The following is a 17,891-nucleotide window of genomic DNA, read 5'->3' as shown; positions in this document are numbered from 1 at the left end:
TAGGTCAATGGAGACCGGCTGCTTTCGACCCATAGCTGCCAGTGATTTGAGCAATATCTGACCAAAAGCAGCCGTTCAGCGATAGCTTCGGATGCTGATTTGCGCCGTGTCATCAATGTCAGGGAAGGCTTTGTCACGTAGTCGAAGCCTGCCAAGTGCCCGGCGTTCGTGGCATTGCTCGGTAGAAGAAAGCCCTCAGTTGAAAACGTCGATGGTTCCAAGCGCGATAGCCGCAACGAACATCACCAAGCACGTACCGATGCTCCAGCCGATGGACGCTCGCTGGTTGTCGCCGTAGTCCAAATCGAGCAGTCCACAGAGCAGATAGGTCGAAGCAACCAGGGGGCTGAGCAGATGGACTGGCTGCCCGATCAGGCCGGCGATGGCCATCTCCGTAGCGCCGATGCCGTAATGGCTCGCAGTTTCGGCCAGGATAGGGAGGATCCCGAAGTAGAACGCGTCGTTGGTGAGCACGTAGGTGAAAGGCATGCTGAGGAACGCCGTGATGACCGACATGAAATGGCCAGCGGATTCAGGAATTACATGGATCAGGCTTTCCGAGATCGCCTTGATCATCCCTGTCCCGGACATGATCCCGACGAAGATGCCCGCGGCGAAGATCAGCAGGGTTACCGCCATGACGTTGTCGGCATATTTTCCGATGACGTCCTTTTGGTCTTTGACGCTCGGGAAGTTAACCAAGACGCCCAGGCCGAAGGCCAGCATGAAGAGAATCGGGAGGGGCATGAGGCTCAGCATCATCATGGTTATCAGTGTGAGGGTGAGCACAGCGTTGAAGAGGAAGCGCCAGTCGGTCAGTTTGAACTCGGTGAAGTGGCTCATGACCTCATCGTGATCGAGTTGCACGACACCCAGACGACGGCGCTCCCGACTACCAAGATAGAAGGCCGCGAAAATCACCCAGCCCGCTCCCGCGATCATCAGCGGCAGCATCTCGATGAACAGTTCAGTGATATCTACGTGCATGGCGCTTGCCGCACGCGAGAAGGGCCCGGCCCAAGGGAGGATGTTCATCACCCCGTTAGTTAGCAACAGAACGGTGGCCAGAACTTGCAGGCTCATCCCTGTACGTCGGTATAGCGGAAGGAGTGCTGCGGTGGTGATGATGTAGGTCGTGGCACCGTCCCCATCCAGGCCCACGCACATTCCGAGCACAGCGGTGCCGATGACAATCTTCAGCGGATCGCCTTTCACACACTTGAGGATCAGTTTGATCAGCGGGTTGAACAAGCCTGCATCGGTCATCATGCAGAAGTAGAGGATCGCGAAGGTCAGCATGATCCCTGTCGGGGCCAGCATCTTTACGCCATCGAACATCATGGGCCCGAGCTGGGTTGCAAACCCACCCAGGCTTGCGAATGCAACCGGCACTAGAATCAGGGCCACCAGTGGTGACAGGCGTTTGCTCATGACGAGGTACATGAAGCACACGATCATTGTGTAGCTCAAAAGAGTGAGCATGCTGCCCTCTTATTATCTGTTTTGTATGAGTAATAATTTTCGCTGGCCGTTTTCTGGCCGAGCAAAGCCCGTGCGCCATGTGCACAGGGCTGTACTACGAAGTCGTTAGGCTGGAGCGTGCGAGAACAATGGCTTTCCTGAGTGGCCGGGGTCAGCCCTCAAGATGTGTCCTGTCGCCGAGTCGGTGATGAACAGACCGCGATTACCTTCGCCACCAAAGGCGAGATTGGTAAGCGTGCGGCCTTCGGTGCATGACTTGAATCGATAGAGCGGTACGGCATGGGAGTCGAATGCCCACACGCATCCATTGCCTGCATCGCAGACATACAGGTTTCCTGAATCATCCAGGGCCATACCGTCGGCGCCACTCACGCCCCCGGCCATGGCGGTGAAGACACCCACCTTGGAAGTAGTGCCATCAGGTTGTAGCGGGAGTCGCCATACTGCGTTTGCGCGAGTCATGGCTACCAGCAGCGCTTTCTCTTCAAGATCCATCACCAGGCCATTAGGGCTAGGGCCGTTATCCAGCAAACAATCCAGCCGTTGTTGCTCCAGGTCGTAGCGGAAAACTCGACCCGTTGGATCGTGCATGCCTGTCTGGCCTTGATCGGTGAAGAAGAGGTGCCCCTGTTGGTCAAAGAACAGGTCATTCACACCCTTGAAGCTTTCACTTCGGCGATGTGTCAGGAACGGCTCGATGCTGTTGCTGATCGGGTCGAGAACGAGGATCCCGTTCTTGTAGTCGGCAATGAAAATCCGCCCGTCACGATGGATTTTCAAGCCGTTAGGCCAACCGTCGTATTCAACAACCAGTTCCCATTCTCCCTGAGGGGAAATGCGAAAGATTCGGCCATATGGGATATCCGTGACATAGAGGTTACCGGCCTGGTCGAAAGAGGGCCCTTCCAGGAAGCTCGCCACTTGCTGGCCTGGTTTGTTGGCTCTGACCCAGTCGGAGTCCCCATCGCGCCAAAACTCTTTCGGCAGTCTGCTGAAGACTTCGGTTGGGCGTTCCTCGGGAGGGGCATACAGGCTCATGGCAAATCTCCATGTGAAAACAGACGCGCGACGCTGAGGCTCAAACGGCAGGGTCTGGGCCGATCTCATCAGTGTACGTTGCCTGGGATATCTTGTTGTTTCGAGCGTATGTTCTGTTGAGCAGAACGTCATTGCTCTTGACGGAACACTTTCCAAGCTATTTTCAATGCTGTCAAGTCCCGTTGGAAACTCTCCATCTCTCTCTATCAGCCAGATGAAAGCCAATGACATCCGCTCATCGTTAGCCTCATTGACAGGTGCAAAAATGTGGGTAGATACTAGAACAGAACTTAATTCTGCCTGACAGAACAATCATAAAAACAGCGCTCCCCATCGAAGCTGCACTGCATGAATGTTCGGGCAGGCTCTCCCCAGCTACAGGAGAACCTCCATGAAAGAAGCGACAGATATCGACATCCTCGTCAGTGAAGTTGGGCCTAGGGATGGCTTACAGAGCGTCAAGGCCACAATGCCCACCGAGCTGAAGCTGGAGTGGATTTCGGCTCTGGCGAATGCCGGTCTGAAAGAGATTGAGGTCGGCTCGTTTGTATCGCCAAAGCTGCTGCCGCAGATGGCAGATACCGCCCAGGTAGTAGCCCACGCCCTGACTCTGCCCGATCTTTTCGTCACTGCCCTGGTGCCGAATCTCAAGGGTGCCGAAGCCGCTTTCAACGCCGGTGTGCACAAGATCACGCTGCCGATTTCCGTGAGCGAACAGCACTCGATCTCAAACATCCGCAAGACACACGCTCAAGTCTTCGATGAGGTTCAGGCGGTCGTTGCCTTGCGTAATGAACGCTTCCCGAATGTCCTGATCGAAGCCGGCGTTTCGACAGCCTTCGGATGCACGCTTCAAGGCGTCGTGACGGACGACGAGACCATGGCGATTGCCTTGAAAATGGCGGAGCTGGGGGTGGACGAGGTCGGCCTTTCAGACACGGTTGGCTACGCCAACCCCGCTCAAGTGCGTCGACTGTTCACTCGCCTGTTCCGAGAGCTCGGCGCGCTCGCAGGCAGCGCCCACTTCCACAACACTCGCGGCCAGGGTCTGGCCAACGTCGTCGCGGCACTGGAAGCAGGCGTGAAGACGTTCGATGGTTCCCAAGGCGGCTTGGGCGGCTGTCCATACGCGCCGGGTGCTTCGGGCAACATCGTCACCGAAGACCTGGTGTATCTCCTCGAGTCTATGGGCCTGAAAACCGGCGTAGACATCGATCGCCTCGTTGCGGCGCGTGAAGTACTTCGTCGTGGGCTACCTGGCGAGCCTGTATACGGGTTCATCCCAGATGCCGGGGTTGGCAAGAACTTCACCTATGCGAAGGAGGCTGTATGAGCCAGCAAGAAGAGAAGTCTCTGCCTCTGGCAGGCATTCGCGTGGTGGAGTTTGTCCACATGGTGATGGGCCCAACCTGCGGGTTGCTGCTTGCCGATCTCGGTGCTGAGGTCATCAAGGTAGAACCCGTTCCAGAGGGTGACAATACTCGCCGTCTGATGGGATCTGGCGCCGGCTACTGGATGACCTACAACCGCAACAAGAAGAGTTTTGCGGTAGACATCAAGTCTGAAGAGGGTATGGCTGCGGTGAAGAAATTGCTCGCCACGGCAGATGTCGTCACCGAAAACTTCCGCCCTGGCGCCATGGAGAAATTGGGCCTGGGCTATGAGCAGGTCAAGGCCATCAAGCCGGACATCATTTACAGCTCGATGAAGGGCTTCCTGCCAGGGCCCTATGAGAAGCGCACGGCGCTGGATGAGGTCGTACAGATGATGACGGGCTTGGCCTACATGACGGGGCCAGTCGGGCGTCCGTTGCGCGCCGGAGCCTCTGTCAACGATGTGATGGGCGGTATGTTCAGCACTGTCTCGATTCTTGCCGCCCTGCTGCAGCGCAAAGAAACGGGGCGTGGTCAGTTCGTGCAGACCGGTCTGTTTGAAAACTCGGCCTTCCTGGTCGCTCAGCACATGATGCAGAAAGTCGTAACGGGTAAAGCGGCGGCACCAATGCCAAGCCGGATTTCGGCTTGGGCCATCTATGACGTGTTCGAGACTGCCCAGGAAGGTGAGCAAGTCTTTATGGGCGTCGTCAGCGACAGCCAGTGGGTCTCTTTCTGCGAAACCTTCGACTTCCCTGAATTTGGAAATGACACCGAACTGAGTCGGAACAACCAGCGCGTTCAGGCTCGAGACCGAATAATTCCTAGGGTGCGAGAGCGCTTGTCTGCCATGGATAAGCAGACCGTGATGACACTCTGTGAGAAAGCTGGCCTGCCGTTTTCCCCCATTCAGCGACCGGAAGACATGTTTGCGGATGAGCACCTTAATCAGTCTGGCGGTATGGCAGAGCTGACGTTGCCAGACGGTGAGCAGGTGAAGGTGCCGATGCTGCCTATTGAAATGAACGGCCAACGTTTTGGTGCTCGTATCAATGTCCCGCCCCTAGGCAGCCACTCTAGAGAGCTGCTTGTACAGCTGGGTTACGGAGACGACGAGATCGCTCAGCTCGAGTCTACCGGCGCGATTAAGACCGTTTGATCCAGATTGGGGCGGGCCTCCTTTGACTGCCCGCTCCAGGTGAAATTTTACGTCGAGCTCGAAATGACTCTCGGGCGAAATCAGCAGCACTAAAGGTACGGGACGTACCGCCGGTCTGCGCTCTCCGATGGCCCATCCAGCCACGGTATTCATAACAACAAAACCGAGGATACAGTCATGGCTAATGTCACGACCCCGGATACCCATTTGTCCATGCCGCAGCCTGAAGTCACATCTGCGTTGCAGCAAAGAGCAATGAAAAAGGCCGCTTGGCGCCTAATCCCATTGCTGGCACTGGCTTATTTCTTCAACTACCTGGATCGCACCAGTGTCGGTTATGCAGCCCTGCAGATGACTGACCAGCTAGGGCTGACTGCCGCTCAGTTTGGCCTGGGTGCAGGGATCATGTTCGTGGGCTATTGCCTCTGTGAAGTCCCCAGTAACCTGGCTATGTACCGGTTCGGCGCACGCCTGTGGATGGCTCGAATCATGATCACCTGGGGGCTTGCGGCAGCAGCTACGGCATTCGTTATCGGCCCTTATAGTTTCTATGTTATTCGCTTTCTTTTGGGGGTTGCCGAGGCCGGCTTCTTTCCTGGTGTAATCTTCTTCCTCACCCTCTGGTTCCCAGCTCAATACCGTACCCGGGTACTGGCTTGGTTCACGGTGGCAACGCCGATCTCTTTCCTTGTAGGTGGGCCGCTTTCCATCTACCTGCTTCAAATGCACGGTGCTTGGGGGCTCGCGGGTTGGCAGTGGATGTTCATCATTGAGGGTTTGCCAGCTTGCGTCCTGGGTCTCATCACTTTGAAGGTGCTTGCCAACCGGCCTAGTGAGGCCAAGTGGTTGTCCCAAGAAGAGAAGGACGCTCTCACTGGCATGCTGGAGAAGGAAAAGGCGAATACCCAGAAAAGCCACGGTTTCACAGCAGCATTGAAGGATCCGCGAGTATGGATCCTGAGCTCAATCACCTTCAGCTTCACCATCGGCACCTACGGTATCGGTATCTGGCTGCCGCAAATGCTGAAGGCGCAGGGTGTTGAAATAAGCTTGATTGGATGGATCGCTGCAGTTCCGTACTTCTTCTCAACCATCGGCCTGTTGTTCTGGGCCAAGCATGTCGACCGGAGCGGACGTGGGATCTTGAACCTGATCATTGCGCTGGTACTGGCCGGTCTTGCTTTGATCTTTGCGGTGAACATGAACGCCCTGATTCCAGCGCTGGCAGGGATCACCCTTGCCCTGGTGGGAACAATCTCGGCGAAAACCATCTTCTATACGTTGCCGGCGAAGTTCCTGAGTGGTCAAGCTGCTGCTGGGGGTATTGCTCTGATCAACTCCATCGGTGCATTTGGCGGGTTCGTCGGGCCTTACCTGATGGGCTTCCTGAAGGACTACACCCAATCTTTCACAACGGGCCTGATGGTCATGGGATGCATCCTGTTCTTCGCCGCCGTGATGGCATTGTCCCTGCGACTGTTTATGCGTGATGCCTGACATCTGGTGTCGGTAATGCAGAACGTTGTCTGGACAATGGACTGGCTGCTAACCCTACTCACAGGTAAGGTATCAGCCATCTGAACGGCCCCTTCAAGGGGCCGCTTTCTCACGATTGCGCCGAGAACAAGTCCGATGTCGCCAAAAAATGAGCCTGCGGTAGCCGAAGCTTCCAAGAACAATGCTGACGGAGGGGTGGCAGCTGTTGATCGAGCCTTCGCAATTCTCGGGGCTTTCGAACCTGATCGAAGCACTCTCCCGCTAGCTGAGATCGCTCGTCGCACTGGTTTGTACAAGAGCACCATCCTTCGGCTCATGAGCTCTCTGGAGAGGGCTGGGTTTATCAGGCGACTGACTGACGGGCAGTACGCTGTGGGTCATGAGCCCCTGCGATTGGCTCAGATTTACCAATCCTCATTCCGCCTACGCGATGCGATCTATCCAGTGCTTGAGGCACTGACTGAAGAGAGTGGGGAGACCTCTTCGTTCTACGTGATCGAGAACGATATCCGAGTAGTACTCTTCAGGGTCGAACCCAAGCGCGCGGTGCGCTTCAGCATTCACGAGGGGGACCGATTCCCGCTGCATGCTGGAGCCTCCGGGAAGATCCTCAGAGCATTTGGCCCGCCGGCTGATCGCGCTTTAGCTGAGGTGCGGGAACAGTTCTGGGCAACTTCGTTCGGGGAGCGTGACCCGGATACATCATCGATCTCGGCCCCTGTGTTTGGCGTCGCCCACGAGTTTAAAGGTGCTCTCACGCTGTCAGGCCCTTCCGAGCGTTTCAACAAGGATCAGCTGCAAGCGGCTCGCCTGATGCTGCTAAAGCGCGCAGCCCAGGCGACAAGTCTGCTCGGGGGAAGCAATCAAGAGTTACTCGCCGCATTACAAAATACTGGTGAAAAATAGGCTTGCAGAATTCTGCATTGAGTCGGTTGCTTTCATTCGCCAATGACAGCTATGGGTCGAGAGCAGCCGGTCACCATTGACCTATTTCGCCCATGGCGGACATCCGAAGGCCGGGGCCGCTTCGCGGCCCATCGCCGGCAAGCGCGGCTCCTACAAGTACTGCACAGGCCCGGAGACTGGTTATATCTCTGTGGGAGCCGGCTTGCCGGCGATGAGGACAGTACTGACTCAAAGCGTTGCGGCGGTGTCCGCAGTGGGTCGTTTGCGGTCGTTTACGACCGGCAGATGTCGACCCATTGCCGACACTGCTGCCCGCCTCAGCTCATCGAGCATCAGCGCACTATGATGTCGTCAGGAAAATAAACACCCATGGAGCGGTTGGTGCGTATTCGTAACACCTGACCGGCCATGCTCTGGACCACTGTCTGACCGCCCTCTATGGGCGCTCCGGTACGTCGATCCTGGGCTTGTGCGTCCGGTGGCAGACTGAACAGCATCTGACCTTGATCAAGGCTGACCTGGATGTCGGCCGGATAGTGAATAGGGCCGAAGTCGAAGGGCTGGTTCGCGTGGCCTTGCCACCAGCGCCCCTCCCCATATGGGCGATCCAGGAACATGATCAGCGAGCGCATTTCGATCCCCAGTACTTTGACCGGGCTCTCTTCTGATTCGGCCAGCCAACCAGTAGTGTTGGAGGATACCCTTACCGGCCCAGGCCAAATGATGCCGCCCAGCTCGGTACCGGGCGCCAGGGTGCATCGACTCATCTTCCATTCGGAAAACTTGAAATGAGCACCGAACGGAAAATCGAACTCGATCTCCCCAGGCTCACATTTCCATCCTGCCAGGTCATGGGCCGACAGGGTCTCGACCGTAGCGAAACCATGGCCCTGCGCCAGTTTCAGACGACGCACAGGCATGCCCATGATGTGACCTGGCGTGCGGTCGAAATCAGCATGATCCAGGCTCTGCATGCCATAGGGCACGGGATCGCCGGACAGGTCGTTAAAAGGCTCCAGGTCTTGCAGATGGACCCGCGTACCAGCCGGAAGCACCAGGTCACCGAGCACCTCCTCGTGTTCGAGGCGAGGATTGTGCGCACGCCAATCCTGCCAGAGCCTGTAGCTGGACTCGATGTAAGGCACGCTCCCGACTGCCAGCAACATCAGCAACAAGCCGAACCTCCAGCGCCGAGCTACCATGAAACGACGGCTTCGCGGCACCAGCAAGGCGATCAGGCCGACGATGAAAAGCCAGAGAAAAACCTCGGAAAAAATGTAGATCATGTAGCCGAGCAACATGACCGGCATATCGACGGGAATCATGGACGTCCTTGTTAACCCTTATGTGAACGCCGCAGAATAGACCCATTGGCAGTGATGCCCCAATCCCGATCAGAGAAGGAAATCCCCAGCATGACGCCCGACGAGGCTTTACTCCTTACCCGTACGGTCGCTGGCCTTTCGATCACAACAGTCATCCTGGGCCCGATCCTGGCGCTCTACGTGCTGCAATCGCCAACCACTTCACCCGTCAATATCTCGGGCGCCATTGCATTTGTCATCCTAGGGCTCACCAACCTGATTTCAATGATATTCAACGGGGTTTACTGGTTTATCCGGCGGGAGCCCAAATGGCTCTCGGTAATGCTCTTGGTTCAATCCGGTGCGGCAGTTGCCACATTAATTCCATTCTTCTAACCCGTTCATATCTTCGGTTGAGCAGTCTCGACAAGGAGCGAGCCCGCACCGCCACACTGCCAAGGAGGCAATCTGCATGAAACCGGCAAAGTGGGCGATCGCTGGCACTGAAAACCGACGACGCCAAATGCAGTGGTCTTGCGCAACTGCAATGGAGCCTGTCAGGTAAACACCTTTGGGGAAGATGCTCGAACGGCCGGATTGCCTGGGATGTGCCAGGAAGTTGGTGAGCCTGTTGGAATATCGCCTGGGCTGGAAAGTCCGCTTCACGCCCTGAGGAAGTCAGTTAACCTCAATCCAGGCTCAGGTGCACTCAGCAGGGACGATGACCAAAGCTGGGACTCATAGCTTTCAGGCCTAGACCCGCTAGGTGTCTCACCTGCTCATCGGTATCCTCTGTTGCCAGGTGTAGCCCATCGATGGCTCGAAGCGCGTCACCGGGCAGCAGGCCACGGTTGTTCAATCCACTCACAGCATGACGACGAATGGCTGCCTGAGGTGAAACAATCCCGCGTAACGCTTCGCTGACATCGGCAGTGGTGGTATCGATCTGGCCGTTGAGTTCTTCCAGGGCTGCTTCAACAGCAGTCTGAAGCTCAGGGCGCTGATCAAGCAAACGCTCAACGGGCGTGTAGTCCAGTACCGGTGGCTCCACGCCCCGCCAGCGGAAACCGTCGAAGTTGGCGCAAATACCCGCGACAGCGACATCGGGCGCTTGCTGCATCAGCCAGTCGAAATCCTTAAGGTAACCCAGGGCTTTTGTGCACCAGTTGCGGGTCGGCTGCTCACAGGCCTCAATCGCCTGCCGGCGCAGGGCCTGGATGACGGGCCCATCAGCCAAGCCGGCCAGCCCGAGGATACGCGCGGCAGCGGTAGGCTCTCTATCCCCGTTGAGCTGATCGATAAGCGCTGCCTGTGCGCAACGGCCGTTGGCAATCAGCCAGCGCTCTGCGTCCTCCCTCGAAATGCCTTCCGAACAATGCAAGCTGCTGACGTAGAACGCGACCTGCTCGGTGAGCGGCAGAGCAGCGACATCGCGCAGGGTGTTTTCAATGGCCAGCTCGACAGGGAAATTATTCTCGAACTGCTGGCGGGTCATGCTGCGCTTGGCCAAGGGCATGTAGCCTGCAAAGTCATGAAAAATCACAACGAAACCAGGCGTCACACCAGGATGCTGACTGAAATGCCGGCCCAGCGACCTGGCGGCACGGCTTACGGTGACCAGCAAGCGTTGCTCAGCCGCGTGCCATTGGCGCGGGCCAAGCCGGTTGGCGTGCGCTTGCAGCTCATCATCGAGCCGCGTGAGCGGCTCACCAGAGCAGATTTCCCAATCCCAGCGCCAGTCCACCGGGTTCCACTTGACCGAACTGAAGCTTTCGTCTTCCTCGTCGGGGAAGTCTTCGCTGAGTGCTTCAAGGCTGTTGGCGGCAAAGTTGGGCAGCGATAAAACCGCCTCTTCTTCCCGGTAGCTGGCATGAAACGCTGCGGCATATAAAGGGCTACCGCCCTCATCGAGCAGCGTTTGCAGCGGCTTTCTAGCAGCCTCGAACAGCGCTTGCTCCAGAGCTTTCCAATTCATCAATTCAGGTCCTTGCTGACAAACAAGCTCAGTCGAGCAGATCGAGCATCCCCTCAAGGGTGCTTTCCAGGCGAGCCAGTTCAATGTGCGTACCATCGCCACACTCAGCGATACGCAGCGCACACTCAATAATCACATTGAGCCCCCGAGGTGCGAGATGGCCGGGGTATTTGCGCAGCTTGAGTTCGACCCGGGTCGGGCTTAACCAGGAGACAGGGACAGTACTTCAATGTCGCTCATGAGTGTACCTGCGCAAAGGGTCGACAATAGTCACTGCAAAGTATTGGATTTTGCCATTTTCGTCGTTCCAGCCCAACCGCTTTGCTCATAACGGTTCGCCCTTCTCAGTAGCGTGCAGAACAGCGAAAGCTCCCTCGGCGGGCGCACTTGGCGTACTGATTTGGCGGGGATCCTGTGGGCGCGGCTTCAGCCACGAAAACCGGCGAAGCCGGTGCCATCCACCGCGGCGCCTGCTTCGCGGTTGAAGCCGCTCATACAGGGTATGCGGCGCGCTCGCGGGCGTTTCTCTGCGCGACAGCGCAGCCCGAAGGGCTGGGTAATCTCCCACACCGGGCCTGTGCAGTACTTGTGGGAGCCGCGCTTGCCGGCGATGGGCCGCGAAGCGGCCCCGGCCTGGATGTCCGCCATGGCCGTTAGCTGCTCTTTTTTCTCAGTCGTGGCGGGGCTTTCTGCCCACCGATTTCCCTTTGTTCCCAGGCTCACGGCTATGGTTTGCGACGATGTTCATGACGAGTCAAGTCTTTGTGCAGACGCGTCTTGATGATGCGGTTTGGCTCATGGGTGACTCGATCCGATATGAGAGGCTCAGTGCATCTGCTCAGCCCAGCACTTTTCAATCCAGTCACCCAATGCCCTGACACGAGGGGCTTCGTAGCGATTGTTCAAGCGCAGCAGGTGCACAGGCAGCCCCACCAGCCCCCAGTCCGGCAGCAGCTCGACCAACTCACCGGCACGAATGCCTTCCTCGAACAGCCAGCGCGGCCCAGGATGAATGCCGGCGCCCTGCCGCACCGCCTGGAGGATTGCCCCGGCATTGTTGAGGTAGAACACCCCACGCAGCTCGACTGACATTTCCTTGCCGTTGCGACACAAGCGCAAGCGGGTTCGGTGCCGCTCTTGGCCCAGGGAATAGAGGATCGCCCGGTGGCCAACCAGGTCCTGTGGCCTGGTAGGCAGCCCGTGCGCCTGCACATAGCTGCGACTGGCACACAGCACGTTGGGCATGTGGCCTATCTTGCGGGCGACCATGTCGGAGACGGGCAAGTCGCCCACCCGCAGCGCCAAGTCGATGGCCTCGCCACTCAGGTCCAGCCTGTAATCGGACAGCACCAGGTCTACGACCACCTGGGGATGCAGTTGCTGGAACGCGGTCAGCCACGGAACCAGGTGCCGTTCACCGAAGTTGACCGGCGCCGTCATGCGGATAGCCCCGGCGATCTGCGGCGCTGTGCCGTCGAGGTCGGCGATTACCCGTTCCATCTCCTCAATCAGGGGCCTCATCTGCTCATACGCCCTGGCCCCCGCCTCTGAAAGCGTGACCTGCCTTGTGGTGCGGTTGAGCAGCCGAACATTCAGGCGCTTTTCCAGTGAAGCGATCCGTCGGCTCACCGACGAGGGTTCCAAGCCCAGGTCATCAGCAGCCTTGGTCAGGCTGCCGCGTTCGACAATGCGGAAAAACAAGCGCCATAGCGAAATGTCATCATTCATGCACGAACCGCAATTCTCTTTTGGATATTGTCCTCTTCAAGTGCATTTATCCCTCGAATAGCATCGTCAAGTCCAGGAATCAGACAAGGTAAGGAACCAAGGAATGGCGGCCCGGAACGAATCCAAGCGGCGTGCACCGGTGTTACTGGCAGTGTGTATGGCCGGTTTGATATTGCCCCTCGAGTACACGGGCCCGGCAATGGCCCTTTCAGCGATCGGCAGCGACCTGGGCGGCAGCGCGATCGCCCTGGCCTGGGTAGTCAATGCGTTCGCCCTAAGCTTCGGCAGCTCGATCATGGCGGCCGGCACGCTGGCCGACCTCTACGGGCGCAAACGCATGTTCTGCTGGGGCATCGGCAGTTTCACGATCCTTTCGGTCATCGTCAGTTGCGCCCTGGATGTGATTTTCCTCGACGTGATGCGAGGCCTTCAAGGCATCGCAGCGGCACTGACCATGGCCGGGGGGGCGGCAACCCTGGCGCAAGAGTTCGAGGGCCATGCCAGGACCAAGGCATTCGGCCTGCTGGGCACCGCGTTCGGCCTCGGCCTGGCATTCGGGCCGGTTATCTCGGGGGCCCTGGTCGAATTCCTCAACTGGCGTGCGATTTTCCTGCTGGGTGCTCTGTTCGGGGCGCTGGCCTGGCTGCTGGCAGCGGCGCGGATGCACGAAACCCGCGATCCCGGCGCCCGTCAACTGGACTGGGCCGGCGTGCTGGCCTTCAGTGCCATGCTGGTGCTGCTAACCTTCGCCATCATGCAGATTCCCGCCCATGGCTGGCGCAGCGTCAGCGTCCTTGCCCTGCTCGGCGCCAGCGTCTTGCTGTTTGCGCTGTTCATCCGCATCGAGCAGCACCAGCAACGCCCCATGCTCGATCTCTCGCTGTTCGGCGACCGACGCTTCATCGGCGTTCAGTTGCTGCCCATCGCCACTGCGTTGAGCTTCATCGTATTGCTGATCCTGCTGCCGCTGCGTTTCGTCGGGGTCGAGACCCTAGGCACCGGCCAGGCCGGTTTGCTGATGATGTCGCTGTCCCTGCCAATGCTCATGGTGCCCTTCCTCTCGGCGATGCTCGCCCGCCATCTCGCCGCCGCCAATCTCTGCTGTACCGGTTTGTTGCTGGCCGGTCTGGGGCTGATCTGGCTCGCGTCTGTAGAGGTGGGCAGTGACTGGCTCGCGTTCTGCTGGCCGATGTTACTCATTGGCGTCGGTTCGGCAATCCCCTGGGGACTGATGGACGACCTGTCGATCAAGGTCGTATCGGTCGAGCGAGCGGGCATGGCTACCGGCATCTTCACTACCATGCGCGCCTGCGGTGAGGCGATCTGCGTTGCCGCAGCGCTGTCTGTGCTCAACAGCCTGATGCAAGGCCAGCTGGCGGGTGCGCTGCCTGGGGAAAACGCCGCCAGGGTCGCAGCCGAGTTGGCCACCGGTAACTTTGCCGCAGCCCAGTCGAGTGCCCAGCCCCTCAGCCCCGCAGGCCTGATGAGCCTGTACTCCCAAGCTTTCAAGGCCCTGTGCTACGGGCTGGCCGCGCTGACATTGAGCGCAGCGCTGATCAGCCGCTGGGCGCTGCGCGACCGCGCACCCTCGTCGACACCCCATGCCGCGCCACGCACTGGCCGGTAATGGCCCCTTGCCGGCCTAGCAGCCCGCTTTCTTTTGCCCCTAATTGTTCATCGAAACAAGCGACCATGCCCATGGCTGATCATGCTACTCGCAGTGATCAACAGGCCCAGCGCGCTGCATCAGGTGTCAAGCCGCTTCCTGACCCTTCGCACGCGTCAGCGTCCAGCCGAAGTTCATGCCTGCCGCAGCGAGCAGGATGGCGGCAGCACCGGCCATTTGCAGCACGCCGAGGGGATGGCTGAAGGCAAGCCAATCGACCGAACTGGCCAAGCGCGCCAGCGTTGCCAAGTCGACCTTGTCACAGCTCGAATCGGGTATCGGCAACCCCAGCATCGAGACCCTATGGTCGCTGGCCATAGCCATGGGCTTGCAGGTGACGAAGTTTTTCGAACAGCCCCAGCAGCATCTGCGCGTGATCCGAGCCAACGAGGGCATAACGGCCTACGCCGAAGCCTCCAACTACGCTGCGACCCTGCTGGCCGACTGCCCAGCCGGCGTGCAACGCGATATATACCGATTGAAGGTGCAGCCCGGCGAGGCGCGTTTTTCGCAACCCCACCCCCCTGGCACGGTCGAGCACGTGGTGCTGTGCACTGGCAGCGCAAACGTGGGCCCGGCTAGCGCTCCCGTTTTGCTGCATGCGGGCGACTACATCAGTTATTCGGCGCACCTGCCCCACGTGTTCGAAGCCTTCGCGACAGACACAACGGCGGTGATGGTGATCGAGCACCCTTGAGTGGGCGGTAGCCCGATCTGATGCGAGGACGACAAGGATGGTCAGCCCGATCCAGAGGCGCGAACCGCCCCAGACCGGTTGTCGATGATTTGAGGACACTGGGCAAAAGCTGCCTGTCGCATGCCGCAAGCTCGTGACTCGCCATCATCGGTCTCCTCCACCATAAAGACAGGTTGCAGGTCACAGGATGACCAGGCCATTCGGTGTATTGATATAAGCTTTCAATGCATATCGCTCGCTGCGTAACACACTCACCGGGCCAGTAAAACCGATAGACTCCAGTTGGCGTTCCACCAAACGGGGATCCGGTACAGCAATTTCCAAGCGTTCCAATTCGCAGCCTTGATCACCGAGCCTCTGAGCCGGATGCTCCGATTCGCCCCAATCGATCAAGCTCGGGACTGCCCCATTCAGAGGTAGATGCCCATCAGGCTGAATGGTGATTTTCCACGAAAGCGCTCCCCTGCTCATCGGTTCAATCTCGCCAAAAACATCCCGGAATACTCCGTCTGCGGTATCCAGATGCTCTGTACGCACGACCCAGTGGGCTAGATATGGCGACGCTTGCGCGCTCAGTCCATCCAGACCAAACCACCTAGGCCTGGTGGGTAAGGGCGCCTTACTGTCCGGAGCTATCACTTCAAGATAGAAAGACTCCCCTAACCGCAGCAGCAGGTTGTGAGTGCTCATGCGCGGATGCTCACCCCCTGGCTGCAACCGTACTCCAAGCTGACGCTCAATAAATTGCGCCCCCAACGGAAGGGTCGGTGAAACAATGACCAGATGATCCAAGGTTGAACGCCTCATGGTCTTTTATCTCCCTGATCAATGAATCTCGTATGTTACCTACTCTTCATCCAGCACTCTCGATCTTAATTCCACTTACCTACGCTTGATCAGTTCACGCGATAACGGCGAATACAGAGGTGCCACGTATTCAGCCGATCTGTGCCAGACACTCCGGGTCCAACCAGTACCTCCCAATTTTGCACACCGGGCCCTTCATGAGTACGTGGTTATCCTCATCGAGTTCGATGGTGATCTGACCGCCAGGCATGTGCACTGTCACATGATCGTCAACAAACCCGAGTCGTCGTGAGACTGCCGCAGCGGCACAGCTGCTGGTGCCTGAAGATAGGGTATAGCCGACGCCACGCTCCCAGATCTGCACCATCAGGTTTCGGCGATCGACAACGTTCACGAATTGCACGTTGGTTCTGTTTGGGAAGAGCGGCAATTGCTCGATGGTTGGCCCAAGCTGGCGTGCAAGTGCCTCAGTTGTCTGATCGACAAACACCACGCAATGCGGGTTGCCCATCGACACAAGGTTCAGGTGCAGGCGCATGCCATCGACTTCCATTGAGTGTCGTTCGTTCTCGGGGAATATAGCCATACCCATGGCAATGGAAATGCGTCGGCCGTCGTCAAGTACCTGGCAACGAACCTTACCGCCTTTAGTTAACAACTCGAAGGGTTCGTGCGATACGATGCCCTGATCCCAAAGGTAGCGACATAGGATTCGCAATCCATTGCCACTCTTTTCTGCCTCGGAGCCATCGGTATTGAGAATCTGCACTGAGAGCATCTTGTCTGGCTCGATGACAGGAACCAAGATGCCGTCACTGCCTAGCCCTCTATGCCGGTCGCATATCACCGAGATGGCCAGCGGAGAGCAACCGAATGGCGTTTTGTCGTGGTAGACGAGATAGTCGTTGCCAGCCGCGTGATATTTTATGAACTGCATGAGTTGTGAGACCAAGACGCTTGGGGACGGGGAATAATGAATGGAGTTGTAAACATAGCACACGGCCGCTTTCGAGCCACTGCTGCCCTTCGTGAAAAGCAGCCATCGGCCGCAATTGGCACCCTCGAACAAGAGTATGTCAAGCCAAGCGTTATGGCATGGCGTGGCCCAGCCTATTGCCGAATGTGGTTGCTTCAGTGGGTCAAGTAACCTTTGACGTAGCGCGCTGTTCTTTCCAAAGTTCGCGCCATATCGGGATGTGACAAATGATACTTCAGTTCCAGTTGCCGGCTATGACTCATGTCGAAGCGTTGCGTCTGGATAAAGTTCAACGACTCGGCGCTGATCGCGAATCGGGCCGCCAGTCCGGGAATTGTCAAAATCCATCTCAGAAACCCTATCGCTACATGGCGGCGGGGTGCATTGATATTCAGCGTTTTCGCTATCTGCTCTAGCAGTCCCTGCAAATTGGGTGTGTGCTCATCGAGTGCCAGAACCTGCTGGTTGGCCATCACGGGGTCGAACGCCGCGCAAATAATCATTGTCACGAGGTAATCGACGCTGACTAATGGCAACCAGTGCCTGGTGGAGCCGGGGACAGCTTTGAACCGGCCTTGTGCCAGATTTCGAATGACTTCAGCCAGAGGTTGTCCTTCCAGAATGTGCCCACTCTCGCTGTGGCCACACACCGTAGCAGGATGAACGATCGTGTACTCCGCGCCCGCTTCCTGCATGTAACGGATGACCGCAAAATGGGACTCGAGCTTGCTGCCTTCGTAGCCACCTGCACGGCGGTAGACGGCGGGCCAGTTCGTGTTTTCAGGGCACTCATGGTCAACCCCGATACTGGCCAGGTGGCTAAGGTTTTGCAGCATGTAGCCGCCCACCATCAGCAAGCGGATGCGCTGGCTCGCCGCAAGCCTGGCGACTCTCAGCGCCCCTTGCACATTGACTTCGCGGGCGCGCTCCATTGTCAGCCCCCAGGAAAATTCCGCCGCGAGGTGAAAGGCCACAGCGGTGGAAGACACGCGCTGCTTGTCTGTCTCGCTGAGCCCAAGCCCCTCTTTGCTGATATCGCCCTCAACGGCATGGATACAGGCAGGGTTACCGCCCAATTGGCCTACCTGCTCCCTAAGGTGCTCGATGTTTGCTGGGGTGCGCATAAGCACCCAGGTCTTGTGCCCTGTCAGGGTAAGATGGGCCAGCAAATGTTGACCTACAAACCCACTGCCGCCTGTGACGAAGCATTCCACGCTCATGCCTGAATCCTTGTTTGGGTGATGGGCGCAGGCTAAGGTGTAGAGCCTGCTCTACGGTCAAGG

At 57.9% G+C, this 17,891-nt stretch carries 15 protein-coding genes and 2 pseudogenes; 8 read left to right on the top strand and 9 right to left on the bottom strand.

Annotation, left to right across the window (positions count from 1 at the left end; translation table 11 throughout):
• Window positions 1-195 precede the first annotated feature (195 nt).
• Both ABEH27_RS05140 and ABEH27_RS05135 read right to left on the bottom strand, forming a co-directional pair.
• Entirely contained in the window at window positions 196-1,482 is a 1,287-nt protein-coding gene (locus ABEH27_RS05140; RefSeq protein ID WP_346612517.1) for a citrate:proton symporter, read from the bottom strand.
• A 105-nt stretch (window positions 1,483-1,587) separates the two neighbouring features.
• The gene (locus ABEH27_RS05135) at window positions 1,588-2,520 is read right to left on the bottom strand and encodes an SMP-30/gluconolactonase/LRE family protein (protein WP_346612516.1); all 933 of its coding nucleotides are present in this window, start codon (window positions 2,518-2,520) and stop codon (window positions 1,588-1,590) included.
• A 391-nt stretch (window positions 2,521-2,911) separates the two neighbouring features.
• On the opposite strand from ABEH27_RS05135, the gene ABEH27_RS05130 reads away from it, so the two are divergent.
• The 5 genes and pseudogenes from ABEH27_RS05130 to ABEH27_RS05110 all read left to right on the top strand — a co-directional run bounded on the left by ABEH27_RS05130 (window position 2,912) and on the right by ABEH27_RS05110 (window position 7,455).
• Window positions 2,912-3,853, top strand: coding sequence for a hydroxymethylglutaryl-CoA lyase (locus ABEH27_RS05130; RefSeq protein ID WP_346612515.1), 942 nt, complete (start codon window positions 2,912-2,914; stop codon window positions 3,851-3,853).
• Complete coding sequence (locus tag ABEH27_RS05125) at window positions 3,850-5,052, top strand: CaiB/BaiF CoA-transferase family protein (protein WP_346612514.1); 1,203 nt, start codon at window positions 3,850-3,852, stop codon at window positions 5,050-5,052. Before ABEH27_RS05130 ends, ABEH27_RS05125 begins: the two co-directional genes overlap by 4 nt.
• A gap of 177 nt (window positions 5,053-5,229) precedes the next feature.
• Window positions 5,230-6,549, top strand: coding sequence for an MFS transporter (locus tag ABEH27_RS05120; protein WP_346612513.1), 1,320 nt, complete (start codon window positions 5,230-5,232; stop codon window positions 6,547-6,549).
• Between the two features lie 135 nt (window positions 6,550-6,684).
• Window positions 6,685-6,888: pseudogene (locus ABEH27_RS05115) on the top strand (helix-turn-helix domain-containing protein); the annotation flags it as partial.
• A 54-nt stretch (window positions 6,889-6,942) separates the two neighbouring features.
• Window positions 6,943-7,455, top strand: coding sequence for an IclR family transcriptional regulator C-terminal domain-containing protein (locus ABEH27_RS05110; RefSeq protein ID WP_346612534.1), 513 nt, complete (start codon window positions 6,943-6,945; stop codon window positions 7,453-7,455).
• A 332-nt stretch (window positions 7,456-7,787) separates the two neighbouring features.
• Here ABEH27_RS05110 and ABEH27_RS05105 read toward each other — a convergent pair whose 3' ends face one another.
• A complete protein-coding gene (locus ABEH27_RS05105; protein WP_346612512.1) occupies window positions 7,788-8,780 on the bottom strand; it encodes a hypothetical protein in 993 nt (330 codons plus the stop codon).
• A gap of 90 nt (window positions 8,781-8,870) precedes the next feature.
• Here ABEH27_RS05105 and ABEH27_RS05100 point away from each other — a divergent pair, with 90 nt between their 5' ends.
• On the top strand, window positions 8,871-9,155 hold the full coding sequence (locus tag ABEH27_RS05100) for a hypothetical protein (protein WP_346612511.1): 285 nt from the start codon (window positions 8,871-8,873) through the stop codon (window positions 9,153-9,155).
• 313 nt (window positions 9,156-9,468) lie between these two features.
• On the opposite strand, the gene ABEH27_RS05095 is transcribed toward ABEH27_RS05100, so the two are convergent.
• On the bottom strand, window positions 9,469-10,818 hold the full coding sequence (locus ABEH27_RS05095) for a DUF4303 domain-containing protein (RefSeq protein WP_346612510.1): 1,350 nt from the start codon (window positions 10,816-10,818) through the stop codon (window positions 9,469-9,471).
• Between the two features lie 741 nt (window positions 10,819-11,559).
• Window positions 11,560-12,462, bottom strand: a complete 903-nt coding sequence (locus ABEH27_RS05090) for a LysR family transcriptional regulator (protein WP_346612509.1) — start codon at window positions 12,460-12,462, stop codon at window positions 11,560-11,562.
• 103 nt (window positions 12,463-12,565) lie between these two features.
• Between ABEH27_RS05090 and ABEH27_RS05085 the strand changes: the two genes are divergently transcribed.
• A complete protein-coding gene (locus ABEH27_RS05085) occupies window positions 12,566-14,089 on the top strand; it encodes an MFS transporter (protein ID WP_346612508.1) in 1,524 nt (507 codons plus the stop codon).
• Window positions 14,090-14,215: 126 nt separating this feature from the next.
• On the opposite strand, the pseudogene ABEH27_RS05080 reads toward ABEH27_RS05085, so the two are convergent.
• Window positions 14,216-14,347, bottom strand: a pseudogene (locus ABEH27_RS05080) (EamA/RhaT family transporter); the annotation flags it as partial.
• Here ABEH27_RS05080 and ABEH27_RS05075 point away from each other — a divergent pair.
• Window positions 14,286-14,825 (top strand): XRE family transcriptional regulator, encoded by a 540-nt coding sequence (locus tag ABEH27_RS05075; RefSeq protein WP_346612507.1) that lies wholly within the window; start codon window positions 14,286-14,288, stop codon window positions 14,823-14,825. The pseudogene ABEH27_RS05080 and the gene ABEH27_RS05075 overlap by 62 nt on opposite strands.
• 180 nt (window positions 14,826-15,005) lie before the next feature.
• Here ABEH27_RS05075 and ABEH27_RS05070 read toward each other — a convergent pair whose 3' ends face one another.
• The 3 genes from ABEH27_RS05070 to ABEH27_RS05060 all read right to left on the bottom strand — a co-directional run bounded on the left by ABEH27_RS05070 (window position 15,006) and on the right by ABEH27_RS05060 (window position 17,828).
• Complete coding sequence (locus tag ABEH27_RS05070) at window positions 15,006-15,632, bottom strand: VOC family protein (RefSeq protein WP_346612506.1); 627 nt, start codon at window positions 15,630-15,632, stop codon at window positions 15,006-15,008.
• 130 nt (window positions 15,633-15,762) lie between these two features.
• A complete protein-coding gene (dapF, locus tag ABEH27_RS05065; RefSeq protein WP_346612505.1) occupies window positions 15,763-16,569 on the bottom strand; it encodes a diaminopimelate epimerase in 807 nt (268 codons plus the stop codon).
• 194 nt (window positions 16,570-16,763) lie between these two features.
• Complete coding sequence (locus ABEH27_RS05060; protein WP_346612504.1) at window positions 16,764-17,828, bottom strand: SDR family oxidoreductase; 1,065 nt, start codon at window positions 17,826-17,828, stop codon at window positions 16,764-16,766.
• Window positions 17,829-17,891 lie beyond the last annotated feature (63 nt).

It is taken from the genome of Pseudomonas sp. P39-UII1 (assembly GCF_039672635.1).
In the GTDB taxonomy this organism is placed as follows: domain Bacteria; phylum Pseudomonadota; class Gammaproteobacteria; order Pseudomonadales; family Pseudomonadaceae; genus Aquipseudomonas.
This window is presented reverse-complemented; position numbering and strand designations above follow the sequence as displayed.

Excerpts from the sequence above, each read along its gene's own strand:
- ABEH27_RS05125 (WP_346612514.1), top strand. The coding sequence starts at position 3,850 with ATGAGCCAGCAAGAAGAGAAGTCTCTGCCTCTGGCAGGCATTCGCGTG.
- ABEH27_RS05060 (WP_346612504.1), bottom strand. The coding sequence starts at position 17,828 with ATGAGCGTGGAATGCTTCGTCACAGGCGGCAGTGGGTTTGTAGGTCAA.
- ABEH27_RS05135 (WP_346612516.1), bottom strand. The coding sequence starts at position 2,520 with ATGAGCCTGTATGCCCCTCCCGAGGAACGCCCAACCGAAGTCTTCAGC.
- ABEH27_RS05100 (WP_346612511.1), top strand. The coding sequence starts at position 8,871 with ATGACGCCCGACGAGGCTTTACTCCTTACCCGTACGGTCGCTGGCCTT.
- ABEH27_RS05105 (WP_346612512.1), bottom strand. The coding sequence starts at position 8,780 with ATGATTCCCGTCGATATGCCGGTCATGTTGCTCGGCTACATGATCTAC.
- ABEH27_RS05130 (WP_346612515.1), top strand. The coding sequence starts at position 2,912 with ATGAAAGAAGCGACAGATATCGACATCCTCGTCAGTGAAGTTGGGCCT.
- ABEH27_RS05090 (WP_346612509.1), bottom strand. The coding sequence starts at position 12,462 with ATGAATGATGACATTTCGCTATGGCGCTTGTTTTTCCGCATTGTCGAA.
- ABEH27_RS05120 (WP_346612513.1), top strand. The coding sequence starts at position 5,230 with ATGGCTAATGTCACGACCCCGGATACCCATTTGTCCATGCCGCAGCCT.
- ABEH27_RS05075 (WP_346612507.1), top strand. The coding sequence starts at position 14,286 with ATGGCGGCAGCACCGGCCATTTGCAGCACGCCGAGGGGATGGCTGAAG.
- dapF (WP_346612505.1), bottom strand. The coding sequence starts at position 16,569 with ATGCAGTTCATAAAATATCACGCGGCTGGCAACGACTATCTCGTCTAC.
- ABEH27_RS05085 (WP_346612508.1), top strand. The coding sequence starts at position 12,566 with ATGGCGGCCCGGAACGAATCCAAGCGGCGTGCACCGGTGTTACTGGCA.
- ABEH27_RS05140 (WP_346612517.1), bottom strand. The coding sequence starts at position 1,482 with ATGCTCACTCTTTTGAGCTACACAATGATCGTGTGCTTCATGTACCTC.
- ABEH27_RS05070 (WP_346612506.1), bottom strand. The coding sequence starts at position 15,632 with ATGAGGCGTTCAACCTTGGATCATCTGGTCATTGTTTCACCGACCCTT.